Raw genomic sequence first — 17,939 nt, 5'->3', positions numbered from 1 at the left:
GCACACATCTCCCCGCAAGTCCTCTCGCCCCGGAGAAAGGCGCCAGAAGCAGTGGCCGACCGCCTCATCGTCCGCGGTGCTCGCGAGCACAACCTCAAGAACGTCTCGCTCGACCTGCCCCGCGACTCCCTCATCGTCTTCACGGGCCTCTCCGGCTCCGGCAAGTCCTCGCTCGCCTTCGACACGATCTTCGCCGAGGGCCAGCGCCGCTACGTCGAGTCGCTGTCCTCCTACGCCCGCCAGTTCCTCGGGCAGATGGACAAGCCCGATGTGGACTTCATCGAAGGCCTCTCCCCGGCCGTCTCGATCGATCAGAAGTCCACCAACCGCAACCCCCGTTCGACCGTCGGCACGATCACCGAGGTCTACGACTACCTGCGCCTGCTGTTCGCCCGGATCGGCAAGCCGCACTGCCCGCACTGCGGCCGCCCGATCGCCAAGCAGTCGCCGCAGGCGATCGTCGACAAGGTGCTGGAGCTCGCCGAGGGCACCCGGTTCCAGGTGCTCAGCCCGGTGGTGCGCGAGCGCAAGGGCGAGTTCGTCGACCTCTTCGCCGACCTCCAGTCCAAGGGCTACTCGCGCGCCCGGGTGGACGGCGAGACGATCCAGCTCGCCGAGCCGCCGAAGCTCAAGAAGCAGGAGAAGCACACCGTCGAGGTGGTCATCGACCGCCTGACCGTCAAGGAGAGCGCCAAGCGGCGGCTCACCGACTCGGTGGAGACGGCCCTGCGGCTGTCCGGCGGCATGGTCGTGCTCGACTTCGTCGACCTCGCGGAGGACGACCCGGAGCGCGAGCGGATGTACTCCGAGCACCTCTACTGCCCGTACGACGACGTGTCGTTCGAGGAGCTGGAGCCGCGCTCGTTCTCCTTCAACTCGCCGTTCGGCGCCTGCCCGGACTGCTCGGGCCTGGGTAACCGGATGGAGGTCGACCCGGAGCTGGTCGTCCCGGACCCCGAGCGCTCGCTGGAGGAGGGCGCGATCCACCCGTGGTCGGCGGGCCACGCCAAGGAGTACTTCCAGCGGCTGATCGACGCGCTCGCCGGGGAGCTCGGCTTCCGCACCGACATCCCGTGGGCCGGGCTGCCGGCCCGCGCCAAGAAGGCGCTGCTGTACGGGCACAAGCACCAGGTGCAGGTCAGCTACCGCAACCGCTTCGGGCGCGAGCGCTCGTACAGCACCGGCTTCGAGGGCGCCGTCCCGTTCATCCAGCGCCGGCACACCGAGGCGGAGAGCGACAGCAGCCGCGAGCGCTTCGAGGGCTACATGCGCGAGGTGCCCTGCCCGACGTGCGAGGGCACCCGGCTCAAGCCGGTGGTGCTCGCGGTCACCGTCGAGGAGAAGTCGATCGCCGACGTCTCGGCGATGTCGATCAGCGACTGCGCCGAGTTCCTGGGCGCGATGAAGCTGAACGACCGGGACAAGCAGATCGCCGAGCGCGTCCTGAAGGAGGTCAACGAGCGGCTGCGCTTCCTGGTCGACGTCGGCCTGGACTACCTCTCGCTGAACCGCGCGGCCGGCACCCTGTCCGGCGGCGAGGCCCAGCGCATCCGGCTGGCCACCCAGATCGGCTCCGGCCTGGTCGGCGTGCTGTACGTGCTGGACGAGCCGTCCATCGGCCTGCACCAGCGGGACAACCACCGGCTGATCGAGACGCTGGTGCGGCTGCGCGACATCGGCAACACGCTGATCGTGGTCGAGCACGACGAGGACACCATCAAGACGGCGGACTGGGTGGTCGACATCGGCCCGGGCGCCGGCGAGCACGGCGGCAAGGTGGTGCACTCCGGCTCGTTGAAGGGGCTGCTGTCCAACAAGGAGTCGCTGACCGGCCAGTACCTCTCCGGCAAGCGGTCCATCCCGATCCCGGCGGGCCGCCGCGACCGGGACAAGAAGCGCCAGCTGACCGTCCACGGCGCCCGCGAGCACAACCTCAAGGACGTCACGGTCGGCTTCCCGCTCGGCACCTTCACCGCGATCACCGGCGTCTCCGGATCCGGCAAGTCGACGCTGGTCAACGACATCCTCTACACCCACCTCGCCCGGGAGCTGAACGGCGCCCGCAGCGTGCCCGGCCGGCACACCCGGATCACCGGCACCGACCTGGTGGACAAGGTGGTGCACGTCGACCAGTCGCCGATCGGGCGCACCCCGCGCTCCAACCCGGCCACCTACACCGGGGTGTTCGACCACGTGCGCCGGCTCTTCGCGGAGACGCAGGAGGCGAAGGTCCGCGGCTACCTGCCCGGCCGGTTCTCCTTCAACGTCAAGGGCGGCCGCTGCGAGAACTGCTCGGGCGACGGCACCATCAAGATCGAGATGAACTTCCTGCCGGACGTCTACGTGCCGTGCGAGGTCTGCCACGGCGCCCGGTACAACCGGGAGACGCTGGAGGTCCACTACAAGGGCAAGTCCATCTCCGAGGTGCTGGACATGCCGATCGAGGAGGCGCTGGCCTTCTTCGAGGCCGTCCCGGCGATCGCCCGGCACCTCAGGACGCTCAACGACGTCGGCCTCGGCTACGTCCGGCTCGGCCAGTCCGCGCCGACGCTCTCCGGCGGCGAGGCGCAGCGCGTCAAGCTCGCCTCCGAGCTGCAGAAGCGCTCCACCGGGCGGACGGTCTACGTGCTGGACGAGCCCACCACCGGCCTGCACTTCGAGGACATCAGCAAGCTGATCAAGGTGCTCAGCGGGCTGGTGGAGAAGGGCAACACGGTGATCGTCATCGAGCACAACCTCGATGTGATCAAGACCGCCGACTGGGTCGTCGACATGGGCCCCGAGGGCGGTTCCGGCGGCGGCATGGTGGTCGCCGAGGGCACCCCGGAGCAGATCGCCGCCGTCCCGGAGAGCCACACCGGCAAGTTCCTCCGGGACATCCTTCCGGGCGAGTTCGCGGACGCCCCGGTCGCCCCGGTGAAGAAGGCGCCGCGCAAGCGCGCCGCCGCGGCGAAGAAGTAGCGAAGAGGGAGAAGCGACCCGCTCCGCCGCCCCGCCCCCCGGGGCGGCGGAGCGGGTGCCGCATAGACTTCCGTGGTCCCTCGTAGGAAGCCGAACCGCAGGAGCGCACCGATGTCAGAGGCCCCCGAGACCAGCCCCGCCACCTCCCGCCGCACCGTGCTCTGCGGCGCCGCCGCCGTACTGGCGGCCGGCGGCACCGTGGCGGTCGCCGGCTGCGGTTCCTCCTCGGGCTCCTCCGGCGCCGGCAGCGCGGCCAAGAGCCCGGTGGACCTCGGCCCGGCCTCGGCGGTGCCGGAGGGCGGCGGCAAGGTCTTCCGCAACCAGAAGATCGTCGTGACCCAGCCGACCGCGGGGGAGTACAAGGCCTTCAGCGCCGTCTGCACCCACGCCGGCTGCGTCGTCGACCAGGTGAAGAGCCAGCAGATCCAGTGCCCCTGCCACGGCAGCCGGTTCGCCATCACCGACGGCGCCGTCCAGGACGGCCCGGCCCCCAGGCCGCTGCCCGCCTACGCCGTCACGGTCGACGGCGGGAACCTCAAGGTGACCCCGAGCTGAAGCAGTTGATCTCCGCCCAGTCGATCCCCGCCCCGTTGATCTCCGCCCCGTCGATCTCTCCTTCGCGGCCCCGGCCCCACTCGGTACGGTGGACCCATGGCTGACCCGAGCACCTACCGCCCGGCGCCGGGCGCGATCCCGACCTCACCGGGCGTCTACAAGTTCCGTGACGCCCACGGACGGGTCATCTACGTCGGCAAGGCCAAGAGCCTGAGGCCGCGCCTGTCGTCCTACTTCCAGGACCTGGCCGGCCTGCACCCGCGCACCGCGACCATGGTCACCACCGCCGCCTCGGTGGAGTGGACGGTGGTGGCCACCGAGGTCGAGGCGCTCCAGCTGGAGTACTCCTGGATCAAGGAGTTCGACCCGCGGTTCAACGTCAAGTACCGCGACGACAAGAGCTATCCGGAACTCGCCGTCACCCTCGACGAGGAGTACCCGCGGGTCCAGGTGATGCGCGGGGCGCACAAGAAGGGCGTGCGATACTTCGGCCCGTACGGGCACGCCTGGGCGATCCGCGAGACGGTCGACCTGCTGCTGCGCGTCTTCCCCGTCCGCACCTGCTCCAACGGCGTGTTCAAGCGCGCCCGGCAGGTCGGCCGGCCCTGCCTGCTCGGCTACATCGGCAAGTGCGCCGCGCCCTGCGTCGGCAAGGTCTCGCCGGACGAACACCGGGCGCTGGCCGAGGACTTCTGCGACTTCATGGCCGGGCGCACCGGCAACTACCTGCGCCGGCTGGAAGAGCAGATGCGGGAGGCCGCCGAGGAGATGGAGTACGAGAAGGCGGCCCGGCTGCGGGACGACATCGGCGCCCTCAAGCGCGCGATGGAGAAGAACGCCATCGTGCTCGCCGACGCCACCGACGCCGACCTGCTGGCCGTCGCCGAGGACGAACTGGAGGCCGCCGTCCAGATCTTCCACGTCCGCGGCGGCCGGGTGCGCGGCCAGCGCGGCTGGGTCACCGACAAGGTCGAGGACGTCGACACCGCCGGCCTGGTCGAGCACGCCCTCCAGCAGCTCTACGGTGGTGCCGGCGGCCCGGACGAGCGCAACGAGTCCGTCCCGCGCGAGGTGCTCGTCCCCGCGCTGCCCGAGCCGGCCGGTCCGGTCCGGGACTGGCTGAGCGGCCTGCGCGGCAGCCAGGTCGACCTGCGGATCCCGCAACGCGGCGACAAGAAGGACCTGATGGCCACCGTGCAGCGCAACGCCCAGCAGGCGCTGGCACTGCACAAGACCAAGCGCGCCTCCGACCTCACCACCCGCAGCCGCGCCCTGCAGGAGATCGCCGACGCGCTGGAGCTGGACTCGGTGCCGCTGCGCATCGAGTGCTTCGACATCTCCCACCTCCAGGGCGAGGACGTGGTCGCCTCGATGGTCGTCTTCGAGGACGGCCTGGCCCGCAAGAGCGAGTACCGGCGCTTCCAGATCAAGGGCTTCGAGGGCCAGGACGACGTCCGCTCGATGCACGAGGTGATCGGTCGGCGCTTCCGCCGCTACCTCCAGGAGCGCGAGCAGACCGGCGAGTGGGTCGTCCCCGAGGCCGACGACCCGGGCGCCGCCGCCGACGGCACCGGGGCCCCGGCCGGCCCGATCGACCCGGAGACGGGCCGTCCGCGCCGCTTCGCCTACCCGCCCCAACTGCTGGTCGTCGACGGCGGCCAGCCGCAGGTCGCCGCCGCCAAGCGCGCCCTGGACGAACTCGGCATCGACGACGTCGCGCTGTGCGGCCTGGCCAAGCGGCTGGAGGAGGTCTGGCTGCCCGGTGAGGACGACCCGGTCGTGCTGCCGCGCTCCAGCGAGGGCCTCTACCTGCTCCAGCGGGTCCGCGACGAGGCCCACCGCTTCGCGATCACCTACCAGCGCAGCAAGCGTTCCAAGCGACTCACCGCCGGGGAACTGGACTCCGTCCCGGGCCTCGGCGAGACTCGCCGCCAGGCGCTGCTCAAGCACTTCGGCTCGCTGAAGAGGCTCCGGGCCGCCACCGTCGACGAACTCTGCGCCGTACCCGGCATCGGACGCCGCACGGCGGAGACTGTTGCGGCGGCGTTGTCCTCCCGTACACCCGTCGCACCAGCGGTGAACACCGCTACCGGCGAGATCATCGAGGACGGGGCCGAACCGGCCGCCGAGCCGGTGGTCGCAGCATCCCAGACCGCACCATCCCAGGAGACGCCATGACGGTCGACGCCGACCGTCAGACGGCGCGCCCAGCCCCCGCCCGCCTGTCCGGGCAGGGGAAGGGCGATCGCGCCGTGCGCGTTCTCCCCAGCAGAAAGACCGAGAGCGGGGAACCGAAGTGACCGTGTCAGACGTGGCCGAGAACGCGCCGGAGCTGGTGATCATCTCCGGCATGTCCGGAGCCGGCCGCTCCACCGCCGCGAAGTGCCTGGAGGACCTGGGCTGGTTCGTGGTGGACAACCTGCCACCGGCCCTGATCCCGACCATGGTCGACCTGGGCGCCCGCTCCCAGGGCAACGTCGCCCGGATCGGCGTGGTCGTGGACGTCCGGGGCCGCCAGTTCTTCGACGACCTGCTCACCTCGCTCGACGAGTTGGAGAAGCGCGGCGTCCGGCTCAGCGTGGTCTTCCTGGACTCCTCCGACGACGCGCTGGTCCGCCGCTTCGAGAGCGTGCGCCGCCCGCACCCGCTGCAGGCCGACGGCCGGATCGTCGACGGCATCGCCCAGGAGCGCGACCTGCTGCGCGACCTGCGCGGCGAGGCCGACCTGGTGATCGACACCTCCAACCTCAACGTGCACCAGCTGCGCGCCAAGCTGGACGCCCAGTTCGCCGACCACGACGAGCCCGAGCTGCGCGCCACCGTGATGTCCTTCGGCTTCAAGTACGGCCTGCCGGTCGACGCCGACCTGGTGGTGGACTGCCGCTTCCTGCCCAACCCGCACTGGGTGCCCGAGCTGCGCGCCCGCACCGGCACCGACGCGGACGTCGCCGACTACGTGTTCCAGCAGCCCGGCGCCAACGAGTTCCTGGACGGCTACGCCGAGCTCCTGCGCATCATCACCGAGGGGTACCGCCGCGAGGGGAAGCGCTACATGACGCTTGCCGTAGGCTGCACCGGTGGCAAGCACCGCAGCGTCGCGATGTCCGAGCGCCTGACCAAGCGTCTCATCGCCGACGGAGTGGAGACGGTGCTCGTCCACCGTGACATGGGACGGGAGTGACCGCCGCCTCCTAGCCGGGCCGCCGGCGGGGCCGGCGGCCGCGGCGAGGAACGCGAGGTGAGTGTGGCGGGATATGTGCCCGGGCGGCAGCCGCAGAACAGGAGTGCCGACCGGGCGGGTGGCCCGGCCCGGCCGCCGGTCCCGAGCCGGCCGCGCAGCAGCCCCGCCCGGGCCAACCCGGCCCCTCGGATCACCGCGCTCGGCGGCGGCCAGGGCCTGTCCGCCTCGCTCTCCGCGCTGCGCCGGCTCACCAGCGACCTGACCGCCGTGGTCACTGTCGCCGACGACGGCGGCTCCAGCGGCCGGCTCCGCACCGAGCTGGGCGTGCTGCCCCCCGGCGACCTGCGCAAGGCGCTGGCCGCGCTGTGCGGGGACGACGACTGGGGGCGCACCTGGTCCGAGGTGATCCAGCAGCGCTTCACCGGCACCGGCGAGCTGGGCGGCCACGCGGTCGGCAACCTGCTGATCGTCGCGCTCTGGGAGAAGCTCGGTGACCCGGTGGCCGCCCTGGACTGGGTCGGCCGGCTGCTGAACGTCCAGGGCCGGGTACTGCCGATGTCGGCGGTGCCGCTGGACATCGAGGCGACCGTGCGCGGCCACGACCCGGAGCGCCCCGGCGAGCTGTCGGCCGTCCGCGGCCAGGCCAGCGTCGCGGTCACGCCCGGCACCGTGCAGTCGATCCGGCTGCTGCCGGACGGGCCGCCGGCCGTCCCGGAGGCGGTCACCGCCGTCCGGGAGGCGGACTGGGTGGTGCTCGGTCCCGGCTCCTGGTTCACCAGCGTGCTGCCGCACCTGCTGGTCCCGGAGCTGGCCAAGGCGCTCACCGAGACCCGCGCCCGCCGCCTGCTCACCCTGAACCTGGCCCCCCAGCCCGGCGAGACCGAGGGCTTCACCCCGCAGCGCCACCTGGAGGTCATCGCCGACCACGCCCCGGGCCTCGCGGTGGATGCGATCCTGGTGGACGAGCGCGCCGTCACCGGCGGCGCCTTCGGCCAGGCGGATCTGGCCGGTCTGGAGAAGGCCGCCGAGCGGATGGGCGCCGCCCTGGTCCTGGGCCGGGTGGCCCGCACCGACGGCACCCCGCGACACGACCCGGAGCTGTTGGCGGCAGCGTACGACCGGATTTTCCGGACACATGGAAGGATCGGGCCATGGCGATGACTCCAGCGGTGAAGGACGAGATCAGCCGGCTCCCGGTCACCAGGGCCTGCTGCCGCAAGGCGGAGGTGTCGGCGATCCTGCGGTTCGCGGGCGGGCTGCACATCGTGAGCGGCCGGATCGTGATCGAGGCGGAGCTGGACACCGGCGCGGCGGCGCGGCGGCTGCGCAAGGACCTGCTGGAGATCTTCGGACACTCCTCCGACCTCGTGGTGATGGCCCCCGGCGGACTGCGGCGCGGCAGCCGCTTCGTCGTCCGGGTGGTCAAGGACGGCGAACTGCTCGCGCGCCAGACCGGCCTCGTGGACGGCCGGGGCCGGCCGATCCGGGGGCTGCCCCCGGCAGTCGTCTCCGGGGCCACCTGCGATGCCGAGGCGGCCTGGCGCGGGGCCTTCCTGGCGCACGGCTCGCTCACCGAGCCGGGCCGCTCCTCCTCGCTGGAGATCACCTGCCCCGGCTCCGAGGCCGCCCTCGCCCTGGTCGGCGCGGCCCGCCGGCTCGGCATCCCGGCCAAGGCCCGCGAGGTGCGCGGCGTGGACCGGGTGGTGATCCGCGACGGCGACGCTATCGGCGCGCTGCTGACCCGGCTCGGCGCGCACGAGTCGGTGCTCGCCTGGGAGGAGCGCCGGATGCGGCGCGAGGTCCGGGCCACCGCCAACCGCCTGGCCAACTTCGACGACGCCAACCTGCGCCGCTCGGCCCGCGCCGCGGTGGCGGCCGGCGCCCGGGTGGCGCGGGCGCTGGAGATCCTCGGCGAGGAGGTGCCCGAGCACCTGGCCGCGGCCGGTCAGCTGCGGATGCAGCACAAGCAGGCCTCGCTGGAGGAACTGGGCGCGCTCGCCGACCCGCCGCTGACCAAGGACGCGGTGGCCGGCCGGATCCGCCGCCTGCTGGCGATGGCGGACAAGCGCGCCTCCGAGCTCGGCCTGCCGAGCACCGAGGCCAACCTCACCGACGAGATGGCGATGAACTGACCGCCGCACCGAGTGGCTGTTCCGCGGCCGGTGTCCGGATTCCGGGCACCGGCCGCCGCCGTGTCCGGAGGGGATACCCGGACGCGCCCGGTGTGCGCAAATTGGTAGAGACCACTGACCGGGACCAACTGCCCTGACGGCCAAGGACGGTCGGCCTGATTTCGCGCCACGCCAGGTCGTCGCACGTGGCGCGATGTGCCCTCCCAGGCCTGGGAGGGGTAGGGTCATAGGCGGTCGGGGACTTCCCAAATCTCACCCCCGTCGGCTTAGCTCCGGCGTACCTAACGAGGAGATCGGTTCGTGACGATCCGGGTAGGCATCAACGGATTCGGCCGCATCGGCCGCAACTTCTTCCGCGCGGTCAAGGCGCAGGGCGCGGACATCGAGATCGTCGGTGTCAACGACCTCACTGACACGAAGACCCTGGCTCACCTGCTCAAGTACGACACCACCCTGGGCACCTTCCCGGGCGAGGTCTCGCACACCGAGGACAGCATCACCGTCGACGGCAAGACCTTCCAGGTCAGCGCCGAGCGTGACCCCGCCAACCTGCCGTGGGCCGCCCTGGGCGCCGACATCGTCGTCGAGTCCACCGGCATCTTCACCAAGGCCGAGGCCGCGAAGAAGCACCTCACCGCCGGCGCCAAGAAGGTCATCATCTCGGCGCCCGCGAGCGACGAGGACGTCACCATCGTCCTGGGCGTCAACGAGGACAAGTACGACGCCGCCAACCACTCGATCATCTCCAACGCCTCGTGCACCACCAACTGCGTGGCGCCGATGGCCAAGGTGCTGCACGAGAACTTCGGCATCGTCAAGGGCCTGATGACGACCGTCCACGCGTTCACCAATGACCAGGTGACCCTGGACTTCCCGCACAAGGACCTGCGCCGCGCCCGTGCCGCGTCGCAGAACATCATCCCGACCTCGACCGGTGCCGCCAAGGCGACCGCCCTGGTCCTGCCGGAGCTGAAGGGCAAGCTGGACGGCACCTCGCTGCGCGTCCCGGTCCCGACCGGCTCCATCACCGACCTGGTCGTCACCCTGGAGCGCGAGGTGACCAAGGACGAGGTCAACGCCGCCTTCCAGAAGGCCTCGCAGGAGGGCCCGCTCAAGGGCATCCTGACCTACACCGAGGACCCGATCGTCTCCTCGGACATCGTCAATGACCCGGCCTCCTGCATCTTCGACTCCCAGCTCACCATGGTCCAGGGCAACCAGGTCAAGGTGCTCGGCTGGTACGACAACGAGTGGGGCTACTCGAACCGCCTCGTCAACCTGACCTCCCTCGTCGGCGGCCAGCTCTGACGCAGCGGGAGCTGACGTGATGTAGGGGCGAGGGCCCGGCTGGCGCACTGTGCCGACCGGGCCCTCGCTCTGCGCACCAGGACTTCCCAGGCGGCCCCTGCGCCGTGCCGCCTCTGCGCATCAACCATCTCCCCAGGAGAGCCAATCCCCGTGAAGACCATCGAAGACCTCGACGTCGCCGGCAAGCGCGTGTTCGTCCGTGCCGACCTGAACGTCCCGCTGGACGGCACCACGATCACCGACGACGGCCGGATCCGCGCCGTCGCCCCGACCATCGCCAAGCTCGTCGAGCGCGGCGCCCGGGTCGTCGTCGCCTCCCACCTCGGCCGCCCCAAGGGCGCGCCGGACCCGCAGTTCTCCCTCGCGCCGGCGGCCGCGCGCCTCGGCGAGATCCTCGGCAAGAACGTCGCCTTCGCCACCGACACCGTGGGTGAGAGCGCCGAGTCCACCGTGGCCGCGCTGGGCGACGGCGAGGTCGCGCTGCTGGAGAACCTGCGCTTCAACGCCGGCGAGACCAGCAAGGACGACGCCGAGCGCAAGGCCTTCGCCGAGCAGCTGGCCGCCCTCGCGGACCTGTACGTCGGTGACGGCTTCGGCGCCGTGCACCGCAAGCACGCCTCGGTCTACGACCTGCCCGGCCTGCTGCCGCACGCGGCCGGCGACCTGATCGCCACCGAGGTCGGTGTGCTCAAGAAGCTCACCGAGGAGGTCGCGCGCCCGTACGTGGTCGTGCTCGGCGGCGCCAAGGTCTCCGACAAGCTCGGCGTGATCGACAACCTGCTGAAGAAGGCCGACCGGATCCTGATCGGCGGCGGCATGGCGTACACCTTCCTCAAGGCCAAGGGCCACGAGGTCGGCATCTCGCTGCTGCAGGAGGACCAGATCCCGGTCGTCCTGGACTACCTGAAGCGCGCCGAGGAGACGGGCGTCGAGTTCGTCCTGCCGGTGGACGTCCTGGTGTCGGTGGACTTCCCCGACCTCAAGACCAAGGCCCCGGCCAACCCCTCGCTCGTCGCCGCGGACGCGATCCCGGCCGACCAGGAGGGCCTGGACATCGGCCCGAAGACCCGCGAGCTGTACGCGGCGAAGCTGGCCGACGCGGGCACCGTGTTCTGGAACGGCCCGATGGGCGTCTTCGAGCACCCGGACTACGCGAACGGCACCAAGGCCGTGGCCCAGGCGCTGCTGGACAGCGACGCGTTCACCGTGGTCGGTGGCGGCGACTCCGCCGCGGCCGTCCGCATCCTGGGCTTCGACGAGAACGCATTCGGACACATCTCGACCGGCGGTGGCGCCAGCCTCGAGTACCTGGAGGGCAAGACCCTCCCCGGTCTCGCCGCCCTGGAAGGCTGAAAGCAATGACTGAGCGTCTCCCGCTGATGGCGGGCAACTGGAAGATGAACCTCAACCACCTTGAGGCCATCCAGCACACCCAGAAGCTGGCCTTCGCGCTGGCCGACAAGGACTACGAGGCCGTCGAGGTCGCCGTCCTGGTGCCGTTCACCGACCTGCGTTCGGTGCAGACCCTGGTCGACGGCGACAAGCTGAAGATCAAGTACGGCTCGCAGGACATCTCGCAGCACGACTCCGGTGCCTACACCGGCGAGGTCTCCGGCCCGATGCTGGCCAAGCTGAAGTGCACCTTCGCGGTGATCGGCCACTCGGAGCGCCGCCAGTACCACGGTGAGGACGAGGCGATCGTCAACGCCAAGGTCAAGGCCGCCTACCGGGCCGGGATCACCCCGATCCTGTGCATCGGCGAGCCGCTGGACGTCCGCAAGGCCGGCACCCACGTCGAGCACACCCTCGCCCAGCTGGACGGCGCCCTGGCGGACATCCCGGCCCACCAGGCCGAGTCCATCGTGGTCGCCTACGAGCCGGTCTGGGCGATCGGCACCGGCGAGGTGGCCACCCCGGAGGACGCGCAGGAGGTCTGCGCCGCCATCCGCAAGCGGATCGCCGAGCTGTACGACGCCGAGCTGGCCGACAAGGTCCGCGTGCTGTACGGCGGTTCGGTGAAGGCGTCGAGCGCGGCCGGTCTGATGGCCAAGCCCGACATCGACGGCGGCCTGATCGGCGGTGCCTCGCTGGACGCCGACGAGTTCGTCAAGATCGTGCGCTACCGTGAGCAGGCAGTAGGCTAACGCCGCTGCAGCAACGTAGGCTTTGGGGCCGGACCGCCGTCAGCGGTCCGGCCCCGTCGCCGAAGATACGAGAGAGTTGGTCCCGTCGTGGTTCTCGGGTTCTCGATTGCCCTGATCATCTTCAGTCTGCTGATGATCCTGCTGGTGCTGCTGCACAAGGGGAAGGGCGGCGGCCTGTCGGACATGTTCGGTGGCGGCGCGATGTCCACCGGCGGCGGCTCGGCGGTGGCCGAGCGCAACCTGGACCGCATCACGATCGTGGTCGGTCTCGCCTGGTTCGCCTGCATCATCGTGCTGGGCCTGGTGCTGAAGTACAAGAGCTGACGTAACCCTGACGCCCCGTCGCCCGAGCGCCTATCCTGGGACGGTCGGGGGCGGAGGCGATGGCGGTGGACGCTTAACTCCTGCTTACACTAGGACGACTTTCGCCACCGACGCGCACCGCGGAGGGTCGGCGCACCAGCACGCAGGGAGTCAGACCGTGGCAAGTGGCAACGCCATCCGTGGCAGCAGGGTCGGAGCGGGCCCGATGGGCGAGGCGGAGCGCGGCGAGTCCGCCCCGCGCAACCGGATCACCTTCTGGTGTGCCAACAAGCACGAGACCCGGCCGAGCTTCGCCGCCGAGGCCGTCATCCCGGACACCTGGGACTGCCCGCGGTGCGGTTTCCCGGCCGGACAGGACGAGCACAACCCGCCCGCGCCCTCGCGCAACGAGCCGTACAAGACCCACCTCGCCTACGTCCGCGAGCGGCGCACCGACGCCGACGGCGAGGCGATCCTCGCCGAGGCGCTGGCCAAGCTGCGCGGCGAGATCTGACCCGGACGACAGACAGCGAAGGGCGCCACCGTCGAGGACGGTGGCGCCCTTGTGCGTTGCCGGGCCCGTTACGCCGAGGCCGGCGGGTACAGCTGGGGCGGGATCTGCTCCGCCGCGGCCCGGTCCAGCAGCCACAGGGTGCGGCTGCGGCCGTACGCGCCGGAGGCGGGCGCCTGGAGCTCGCCCGGGCCGGACAGGGCCATCGCGACCGCGTCCGCCTTGTCCGCGCCGGCCGCCAGCAGCCAGACCTCGCGGGCCGCCCGGATCGCCGGGAGGGTGAGCGAGATCCGGGTCGGCGGGGGCTTGGGGGCCCCGCGCACGCCGATCACGGTCAGCTCGGTCTCCCGCACGCCCGGGTGCTCGGGGAAGAGCGAGGCGACGTGGGTGTCCGGGCCGACGCCGAGCAGCAGCACGTCGAAGGCCGGGACGCCGAGCCGGTCACCCGGGCCGGAGGCCTTCGCCAGCTCCTCCGCGTAGCGGGCGGCGGCGGCCTCCACATCCGAGCCGTCCGCACCGTCCGAGGCGGGCATCTCGTGCACCCGCGCCGGGTCGAGCGGGACGGAGTCCAGCAGTTCGGCGCGGGCCTGGACGGCGTTGCGGTCCGGGTCCCCGGCGGGGACGAAGCGCTCGTCGCCCCACCAGAGGTCCAGCCGCGCCCAGTCGACCGCGTCGCGCGCCGGGGAGGCGGCGATCGCGGCCAGCAGGGCGTTGCCGTTGCGCCCGCCCGTGAGCACCACCGAGGCGGTGCCGCGGGCGGCCTGGGCGTCCACGATCCGGGTGATCAGCCGGGCCGCGGCCGCCTGGGCCATCAGCTCCTTGTCCCGGTGGACGACCAGCTGCGGGGTCGCGTTGGTCATGCGCTCCCCTTGGCGGCGCGCTTGGCGGGCTTCTTGGCGGGAGCCTTCTCGGCGGCCTCGGCCTCGGCCACGTCCTCGGACGCGACCTTGGCGGTCACCCGGGCGGGGTTGGCCACCGCGGCCTCGGTGACCGCCGCGCGGGCGACCCGCTCGGCCGCCGCCGTCTCGGCGGTGTCCGGCTCGCGCAGCCGGTCGACGGGCGTGCGCACGGCCGTCGCGTAGATGTCGTCCGGGTCGAGCCGGCGCAGTTCCTCGGCGATCAGCTCCGAGGTCTCGCGCCGCTTGAGCGCCACCTGGCGGTCCGGGGAACCGACCATGGAGAGCGTGCCCATCAGGCCGTCCGGGCGGTCCAGGGTGATGTCGCCGTCCTTGGTGCGCAGGTGCACCGCGGTGATGCCGGGGCCGCCGGTGACGATCCGCTCGACCGGCACGTGCAGCCGGTTGTGCAGCCAGAGGCCGAGCAGTTCGACGCTGGGGTTGTAGGACTCGCCCTCGACCACCGCGGAGGTGATCGTGACCGGCCGCTGGTCCAGCGCGGCGGCCAGCATCGAGCGCCAGCCGGTGATCCGGGTCCAGGCCAGGTCGGTGTCGCCCGGGGTGTAGCTCTGGGCCCGCTGGGCGAGCTGGCCGACCGGGGACTCGGCGGTGACGGCGTCGGTGATCCGGCGCTGGGCGAGCGCGCCCAGCGGGTCCTGCGCCGGGTGCAGCGGCGCGTTGTCGGGCCACCAGACGACGACCGGGGCGTCCGGGAGCAGCAGTGGCAGGACCACCGACTGCGCGTGCGCGGCGAGTTCGCCATGCATGCGCAGGATGACCGTCTCTCCCGAGCCGGCGTCGGTGCCGACGAGGATCTCGGCGTCCAGCCGGGTCTCGGCGCGGGCCCGGGGCGAGCGCCCGGCGCGCTTGATCACCGCGAGGGTGCGCGAGGGGTGCTCGCGGGAGGCGTCGTTGGCGGCCTTGAGGGCGTCGTACGCGCTGCCCTCGTCGGTCACGATCACCAGGGTGAGCACCATACCGGCGGCGGTGGAGCCACTGGCCCGGCGCGCCTCCATCAGCGCGGCGTTGATCTTGCTGGACGTCGTGTTGGTGAGGTCGATCTTCATGGCCGGCGCCAGCTCCTGCCGTCTCGTGCGAGCATCTCGTCCGCCTCGGCCGGGCCCCAGGTCCCCGCGGAGTACTGGGCGGGCTTGCCGTGGGTGTCCCAGTACTTCTCGATCGGGTCGAGGATCTGCCAGGAGAGCTCGACCTCCTGGTGACGCGGGAACAGGTTGGCGTCGCCGAGCAGCACATCGAGGATGAGCCGCTCGTACGCCTCCGGGCTGGACTCGGTGAAGGACTCGCCGTAGGCGAAGTCCATCGTGACGTCCCGGACCTCGAAGGAGGTGCCCGGCACCTTGGAGCCGAACCGCACCGTCACGCCCTCGTCCGGCTGGACCCGGATGACCAGGGCGTTCTGCCCCAGCTCCTCGGTCGCGTAGGAGTCGAACGGCAGGTACGGGGCGCGCTGGAAGACCACCGCGATCTCGGTGACCCGGCGGCCCAGCCGCTTGCCGGTGCGCAGGTAGAACGGGACGCCCGCCCAGCGGCGGTTGTTGATCTCCAGCTTGATCGCCGCGAAGGTGTCGGTCTTGGAGTCCGGGTCGATGCCGTCCTCGTCCAGGTAGCCGACCACCTCCTCGCCGCCCTGCCAGCCGGCCGCGTACTGGCCGCGCACGGTGTGCCGGCCGAGGTCGGCCGGGAGCTTGACGGCGCTGAGCACCTTGAGCTTCTCGGCCACCAGCGCCTTCGGGTGGAAGGACGCCGGCTCCTCGATGGCGGTGAGCGCCATCAGCTGGAGCAGGTGGTTCTGGATGACGTCGCGGGCGGAGCCGATGCCGTCGTAGTAGCCGGCCCGGCCGCCGATGCCGATGTCCTCGGCCATGGTGATCTGCACGTGGTCGACGTACGACCGGTTCCAGATCGGTTCGAACATCTGGTTGGCGAAGCGCAGCGCCAGGATGTTCTGGACCGTCTCCTTGCCCAGGTAGTGGTCGATCCGGAAGACCTCGTCCCGGGGGAAGACCTCGTGGACGATCCGGTTCAGCTCCTGGGCGCTCTCCAGGTCGTGGCCGAAGGGCTTCTCGATGACCGCGCGGCGCCACGAGCCCTGCGGGGGGTCGGCCAGGCCGTGCTTCTTGAGCTGCTGGACGACGGTCGGGAAGAACTTCGGCGGGACGGACAGGTAGAAGGCGAAGTTGCCGCCGGTGCCCTGCGCCTTGTCCAGCTCGTCGATGGTCTCGCGGAGCTTGTCGAAGGCGTCGTCGTCGTCGAAGGTGCCGTGGACGAAGCGCATGCCCTTGGCGAGCTGCTGCCAGACCTCCTCCCGGAACGGGGTGCGGGCGTGGTCCTTGACCGCGTCGTGGACCTCCTTGGCGAAGTCCTCGTCGTCCCACTCGCGCCGGGCGAAGCCGACGAGAGAGAAGCCCGGCGGCAGCAGACCGCGGTTGGCCAGGTCGTAGATGGCCGGCATGAGCTTCTTGCGGGACAGGTCGCCGGTGACTCCGAAGATGACCAGACCGGACGGCCCCGCGATGCGCGGGAGCCGTCGGTCGGCCGGGTCACGAAGCGGGTTGACGGGGGCCGGCGGGAGATCGTCCGCGTCCGACTCCGAGGTCAACTCGGGGAAATCAGTGCTCACTTGTTGGGCTCCGCTTTCGTGCGCTGGCTGTGTGAGCGAACGGTCACTTCTCGCCGGCGAAGGAGGCGAGCGAGGCGGTGACGGTGTCGAGCAGCTCGTTCCAGGACTGCTCGAACTTCTCCACGCCCTCGTCCTCCAGCACCTGGACCACGTCGTCGTAGTCCACGCCGGCGGCGGCGATGGCGTCCATCACGGCCTTGGCGTCGGCGTAGTTGGGGACGATGGTGCCGCCGGTGACCACGCCGTGGTCGGCGGTGGCCTCCAGGGTGGCCTCGGGCATGGTGTTGACCGTGCCGGGGGCGACCAGCTCGGTGACGTACAGGGTGTCCGGCAGAGCCGGGTCCTTGACACCGGTGGAGGCCCACAGCGGGCGCTGCGGCTTGGCGCCGGCGGCCTCCAGCGAGCGCCAGCGGGCGCTGCCGGCGGACTTGCCGTCGACCGAGCCGAAGACCTCCTCGTACGCCTGGTAGGCGAGGCGGGCGTTGGCCAGGGCGGCCTTGGAGCGCAGGTCCCGGGCGTCGCCGCCGATCTTCTCCAGGCGCTTGTCGATCTCGGTGTCCACGCGGGAGACGAAGAAGGAGGCGACCGACTCGATCTGGGAGAGGTCCAGGCCCTTGGCCTTGGCGGCCTCCAGGCCGGTCAGGTAGGCGTCGATGACGGCCTTGTAGCGCTCCAGCGAGAAGATCAGCGTGACGTTGACGCTGATGCCCCGGCCGATCACCTCGGCGATCGCGGGCAGGCCGGCCTTGGTGGCGGGGATCTTGATGAAGACGTTCGGGCGGTCGACCAGCCACCACAGCTGCTTGGCCTCGGCCACGGTGGCCGCGGTCTCGTGCGCCAGGCGCGGGTCGACCTCGATGGAGACCCGGCCGTCGCGGCCGTTGGAGGCGTCGTAGACCGGGCGCAGCACGTCGGCCGCGTCGCGCACGTCCGAGGTGGTGATCATGCGGACGGCCTCGTCGGTGGTGACCTTGCGGACGGCGAGGTCGCGCAGCTGGCCGTCGTAGGAGTCGTCGCCGCCGCCGATGGCCTTCTGGAAGATGGTCGGGTTGGTGGTAACGCCCACCACGTGCTTGTTCTGCACCAGCTCGGCGAGGTTGCCGGTGTTCAGCCGCTTGCGGCTGAGGTCGTCCAGCCAGATCGCCACGCCTTCGTCGCTGAGGCGCTTCAGTGCGTCAGTCATGGTGCTTCAGTCCTTTTTTGTTCTGCTTCGTGGGGTAGTCAGAGGGGGCCGTGGGGGGGGGGGGGGGGCGTCGGCGCCTCACACGGGCGGCACCGCATCAGCAGCCGCACCAAACAGAAGGAAG

15 protein-coding genes are annotated in these 17,939 nt (G+C 71.3%); 11 read left to right on the top strand and 4 right to left on the bottom strand.

Annotated elements, in window-relative coordinates:
• Nucleotides 1–51: 51 nt before the first annotated feature.
• The 11 genes from uvrA (at nt 52) to AC07BF_RS04295 (ending at nt 13,098) form a co-directional block, all read left to right on the top strand.
• The gene (uvrA, locus tag AC07BF_RS04345; RefSeq protein ID WP_350885808.1) at nt 52–2,961 is read left to right on the top strand and encodes an excinuclease ABC subunit UvrA; all 2,910 of its coding nucleotides are present in this window, start codon (nt 52–54) and stop codon (nt 2,959–2,961) included.
• Nucleotides 2,962–3,072: 111 nt separating this feature from the next.
• A complete protein-coding gene (locus AC07BF_RS04340; protein WP_363580430.1) occupies nt 3,073–3,516 on the top strand; it encodes a Rieske (2Fe-2S) protein in 444 nt (147 codons plus the stop codon).
• A gap of 96 nt (nt 3,517–3,612) precedes the next feature.
• A complete protein-coding gene (uvrC, locus tag AC07BF_RS04335; protein WP_363580432.1) occupies nt 3,613–5,694 on the top strand; it encodes an excinuclease ABC subunit UvrC in 2,082 nt (693 codons plus the stop codon).
• Between the two features lie 118 nt (nt 5,695–5,812).
• The gene (gene rapZ, locus AC07BF_RS04330; protein ID WP_350885802.1) at nt 5,813–6,697 is read left to right on the top strand and encodes an RNase adapter RapZ; all 885 of its coding nucleotides are present in this window, start codon (nt 5,813–5,815) and stop codon (nt 6,695–6,697) included.
• 63 nt (nt 6,698–6,760) lie between these two features.
• Nucleotides 6,761–7,858 carry a gluconeogenesis factor YvcK family protein gene (locus AC07BF_RS04325; protein ID WP_350885867.1) on the top strand — a complete coding sequence of 366 codons (1,098 nt, stop codon included), beginning with the start codon at nt 6,761–6,763 and terminating at the stop codon, nt 7,856–7,858.
• Nucleotides 7,849–8,829: a DNA-binding protein WhiA gene (gene whiA / locus AC07BF_RS04320; RefSeq protein WP_063349505.1), complete on the top strand. Its 981-nt coding sequence runs from the start codon at nt 7,849–7,851 to the stop codon at nt 8,827–8,829. Before AC07BF_RS04325 ends, whiA begins: the two co-directional genes overlap by 10 nt.
• A gap of 300 nt (nt 8,830–9,129) precedes the next feature.
• Nucleotides 9,130–10,137, top strand: a complete 1,008-nt coding sequence (gap, locus tag AC07BF_RS04315; RefSeq protein WP_363580434.1) for a type I glyceraldehyde-3-phosphate dehydrogenase — start codon at nt 9,130–9,132, stop codon at nt 10,135–10,137.
• Between the two features lie 150 nt (nt 10,138–10,287).
• Nucleotides 10,288–11,490, top strand: a complete 1,203-nt coding sequence (locus tag AC07BF_RS04310; protein ID WP_363580436.1) for a phosphoglycerate kinase — start codon at nt 10,288–10,290, stop codon at nt 11,488–11,490.
• 5 nt (nt 11,491–11,495) lie between these two features.
• Complete coding sequence (gene tpiA, locus AC07BF_RS04305; RefSeq protein WP_363627956.1) at nt 11,496–12,281, top strand: triose-phosphate isomerase; 786 nt, start codon at nt 11,496–11,498, stop codon at nt 12,279–12,281.
• An 87-nt stretch (nt 12,282–12,368) separates the two neighbouring features.
• Nucleotides 12,369–12,605 (top strand): preprotein translocase subunit SecG, encoded by a 237-nt coding sequence (secG, locus tag AC07BF_RS04300; protein WP_063349509.1) that lies wholly within the window; start codon nt 12,369–12,371, stop codon nt 12,603–12,605.
• Nucleotides 12,606–12,810: 205 nt separating this feature from the next.
• Entirely contained in the window at nt 12,811–13,098 is a 288-nt protein-coding gene (locus tag AC07BF_RS04295; RefSeq protein ID WP_063349510.1) for an RNA polymerase-binding protein RbpA, read from the top strand.
• 68 nt (nt 13,099–13,166) lie between these two features.
• Here the strand turns inward: AC07BF_RS04295 and pgl are convergent, their stop codons facing one another.
• From pgl to tal, 4 genes are all read right to left on the bottom strand, one after another.
• A complete protein-coding gene (pgl, locus tag AC07BF_RS04290) occupies nt 13,167–13,955 on the bottom strand; it encodes a 6-phosphogluconolactonase (protein ID WP_363580439.1) in 789 nt (262 codons plus the stop codon).
• The gene (gene opcA, locus AC07BF_RS04285) at nt 13,952–15,058 is read right to left on the bottom strand and encodes a glucose-6-phosphate dehydrogenase assembly protein OpcA (protein ID WP_363627954.1); all 1,107 of its coding nucleotides are present in this window, start codon (nt 15,056–15,058) and stop codon (nt 13,952–13,954) included. Before opcA ends, pgl begins: the two co-directional genes overlap by 4 nt.
• A complete protein-coding gene (zwf, locus tag AC07BF_RS04280) occupies nt 15,055–16,611 on the bottom strand; it encodes a glucose-6-phosphate dehydrogenase (RefSeq protein ID WP_363580670.1) in 1,557 nt (518 codons plus the stop codon). The genes opcA and zwf overlap by 4 nt, the downstream gene beginning before the upstream one ends.
• 64 nt (nt 16,612–16,675) lie before the next feature.
• On the bottom strand, nt 16,676–17,815 hold the full coding sequence (gene tal, locus AC07BF_RS04275) for a transaldolase (RefSeq protein WP_063349514.1): 1,140 nt from the start codon (nt 17,813–17,815) through the stop codon (nt 16,676–16,678).
• Between the last annotated feature and the right edge of the window lie 124 nt (nt 17,816–17,939).

It is taken from the genome of Kitasatospora sp. NPDC043950, assembly GCF_056435345.1.
Note: the sequence above shows the minus strand (reverse complement) of the source record. Positions and strands in the feature narration are given on the sequence as shown.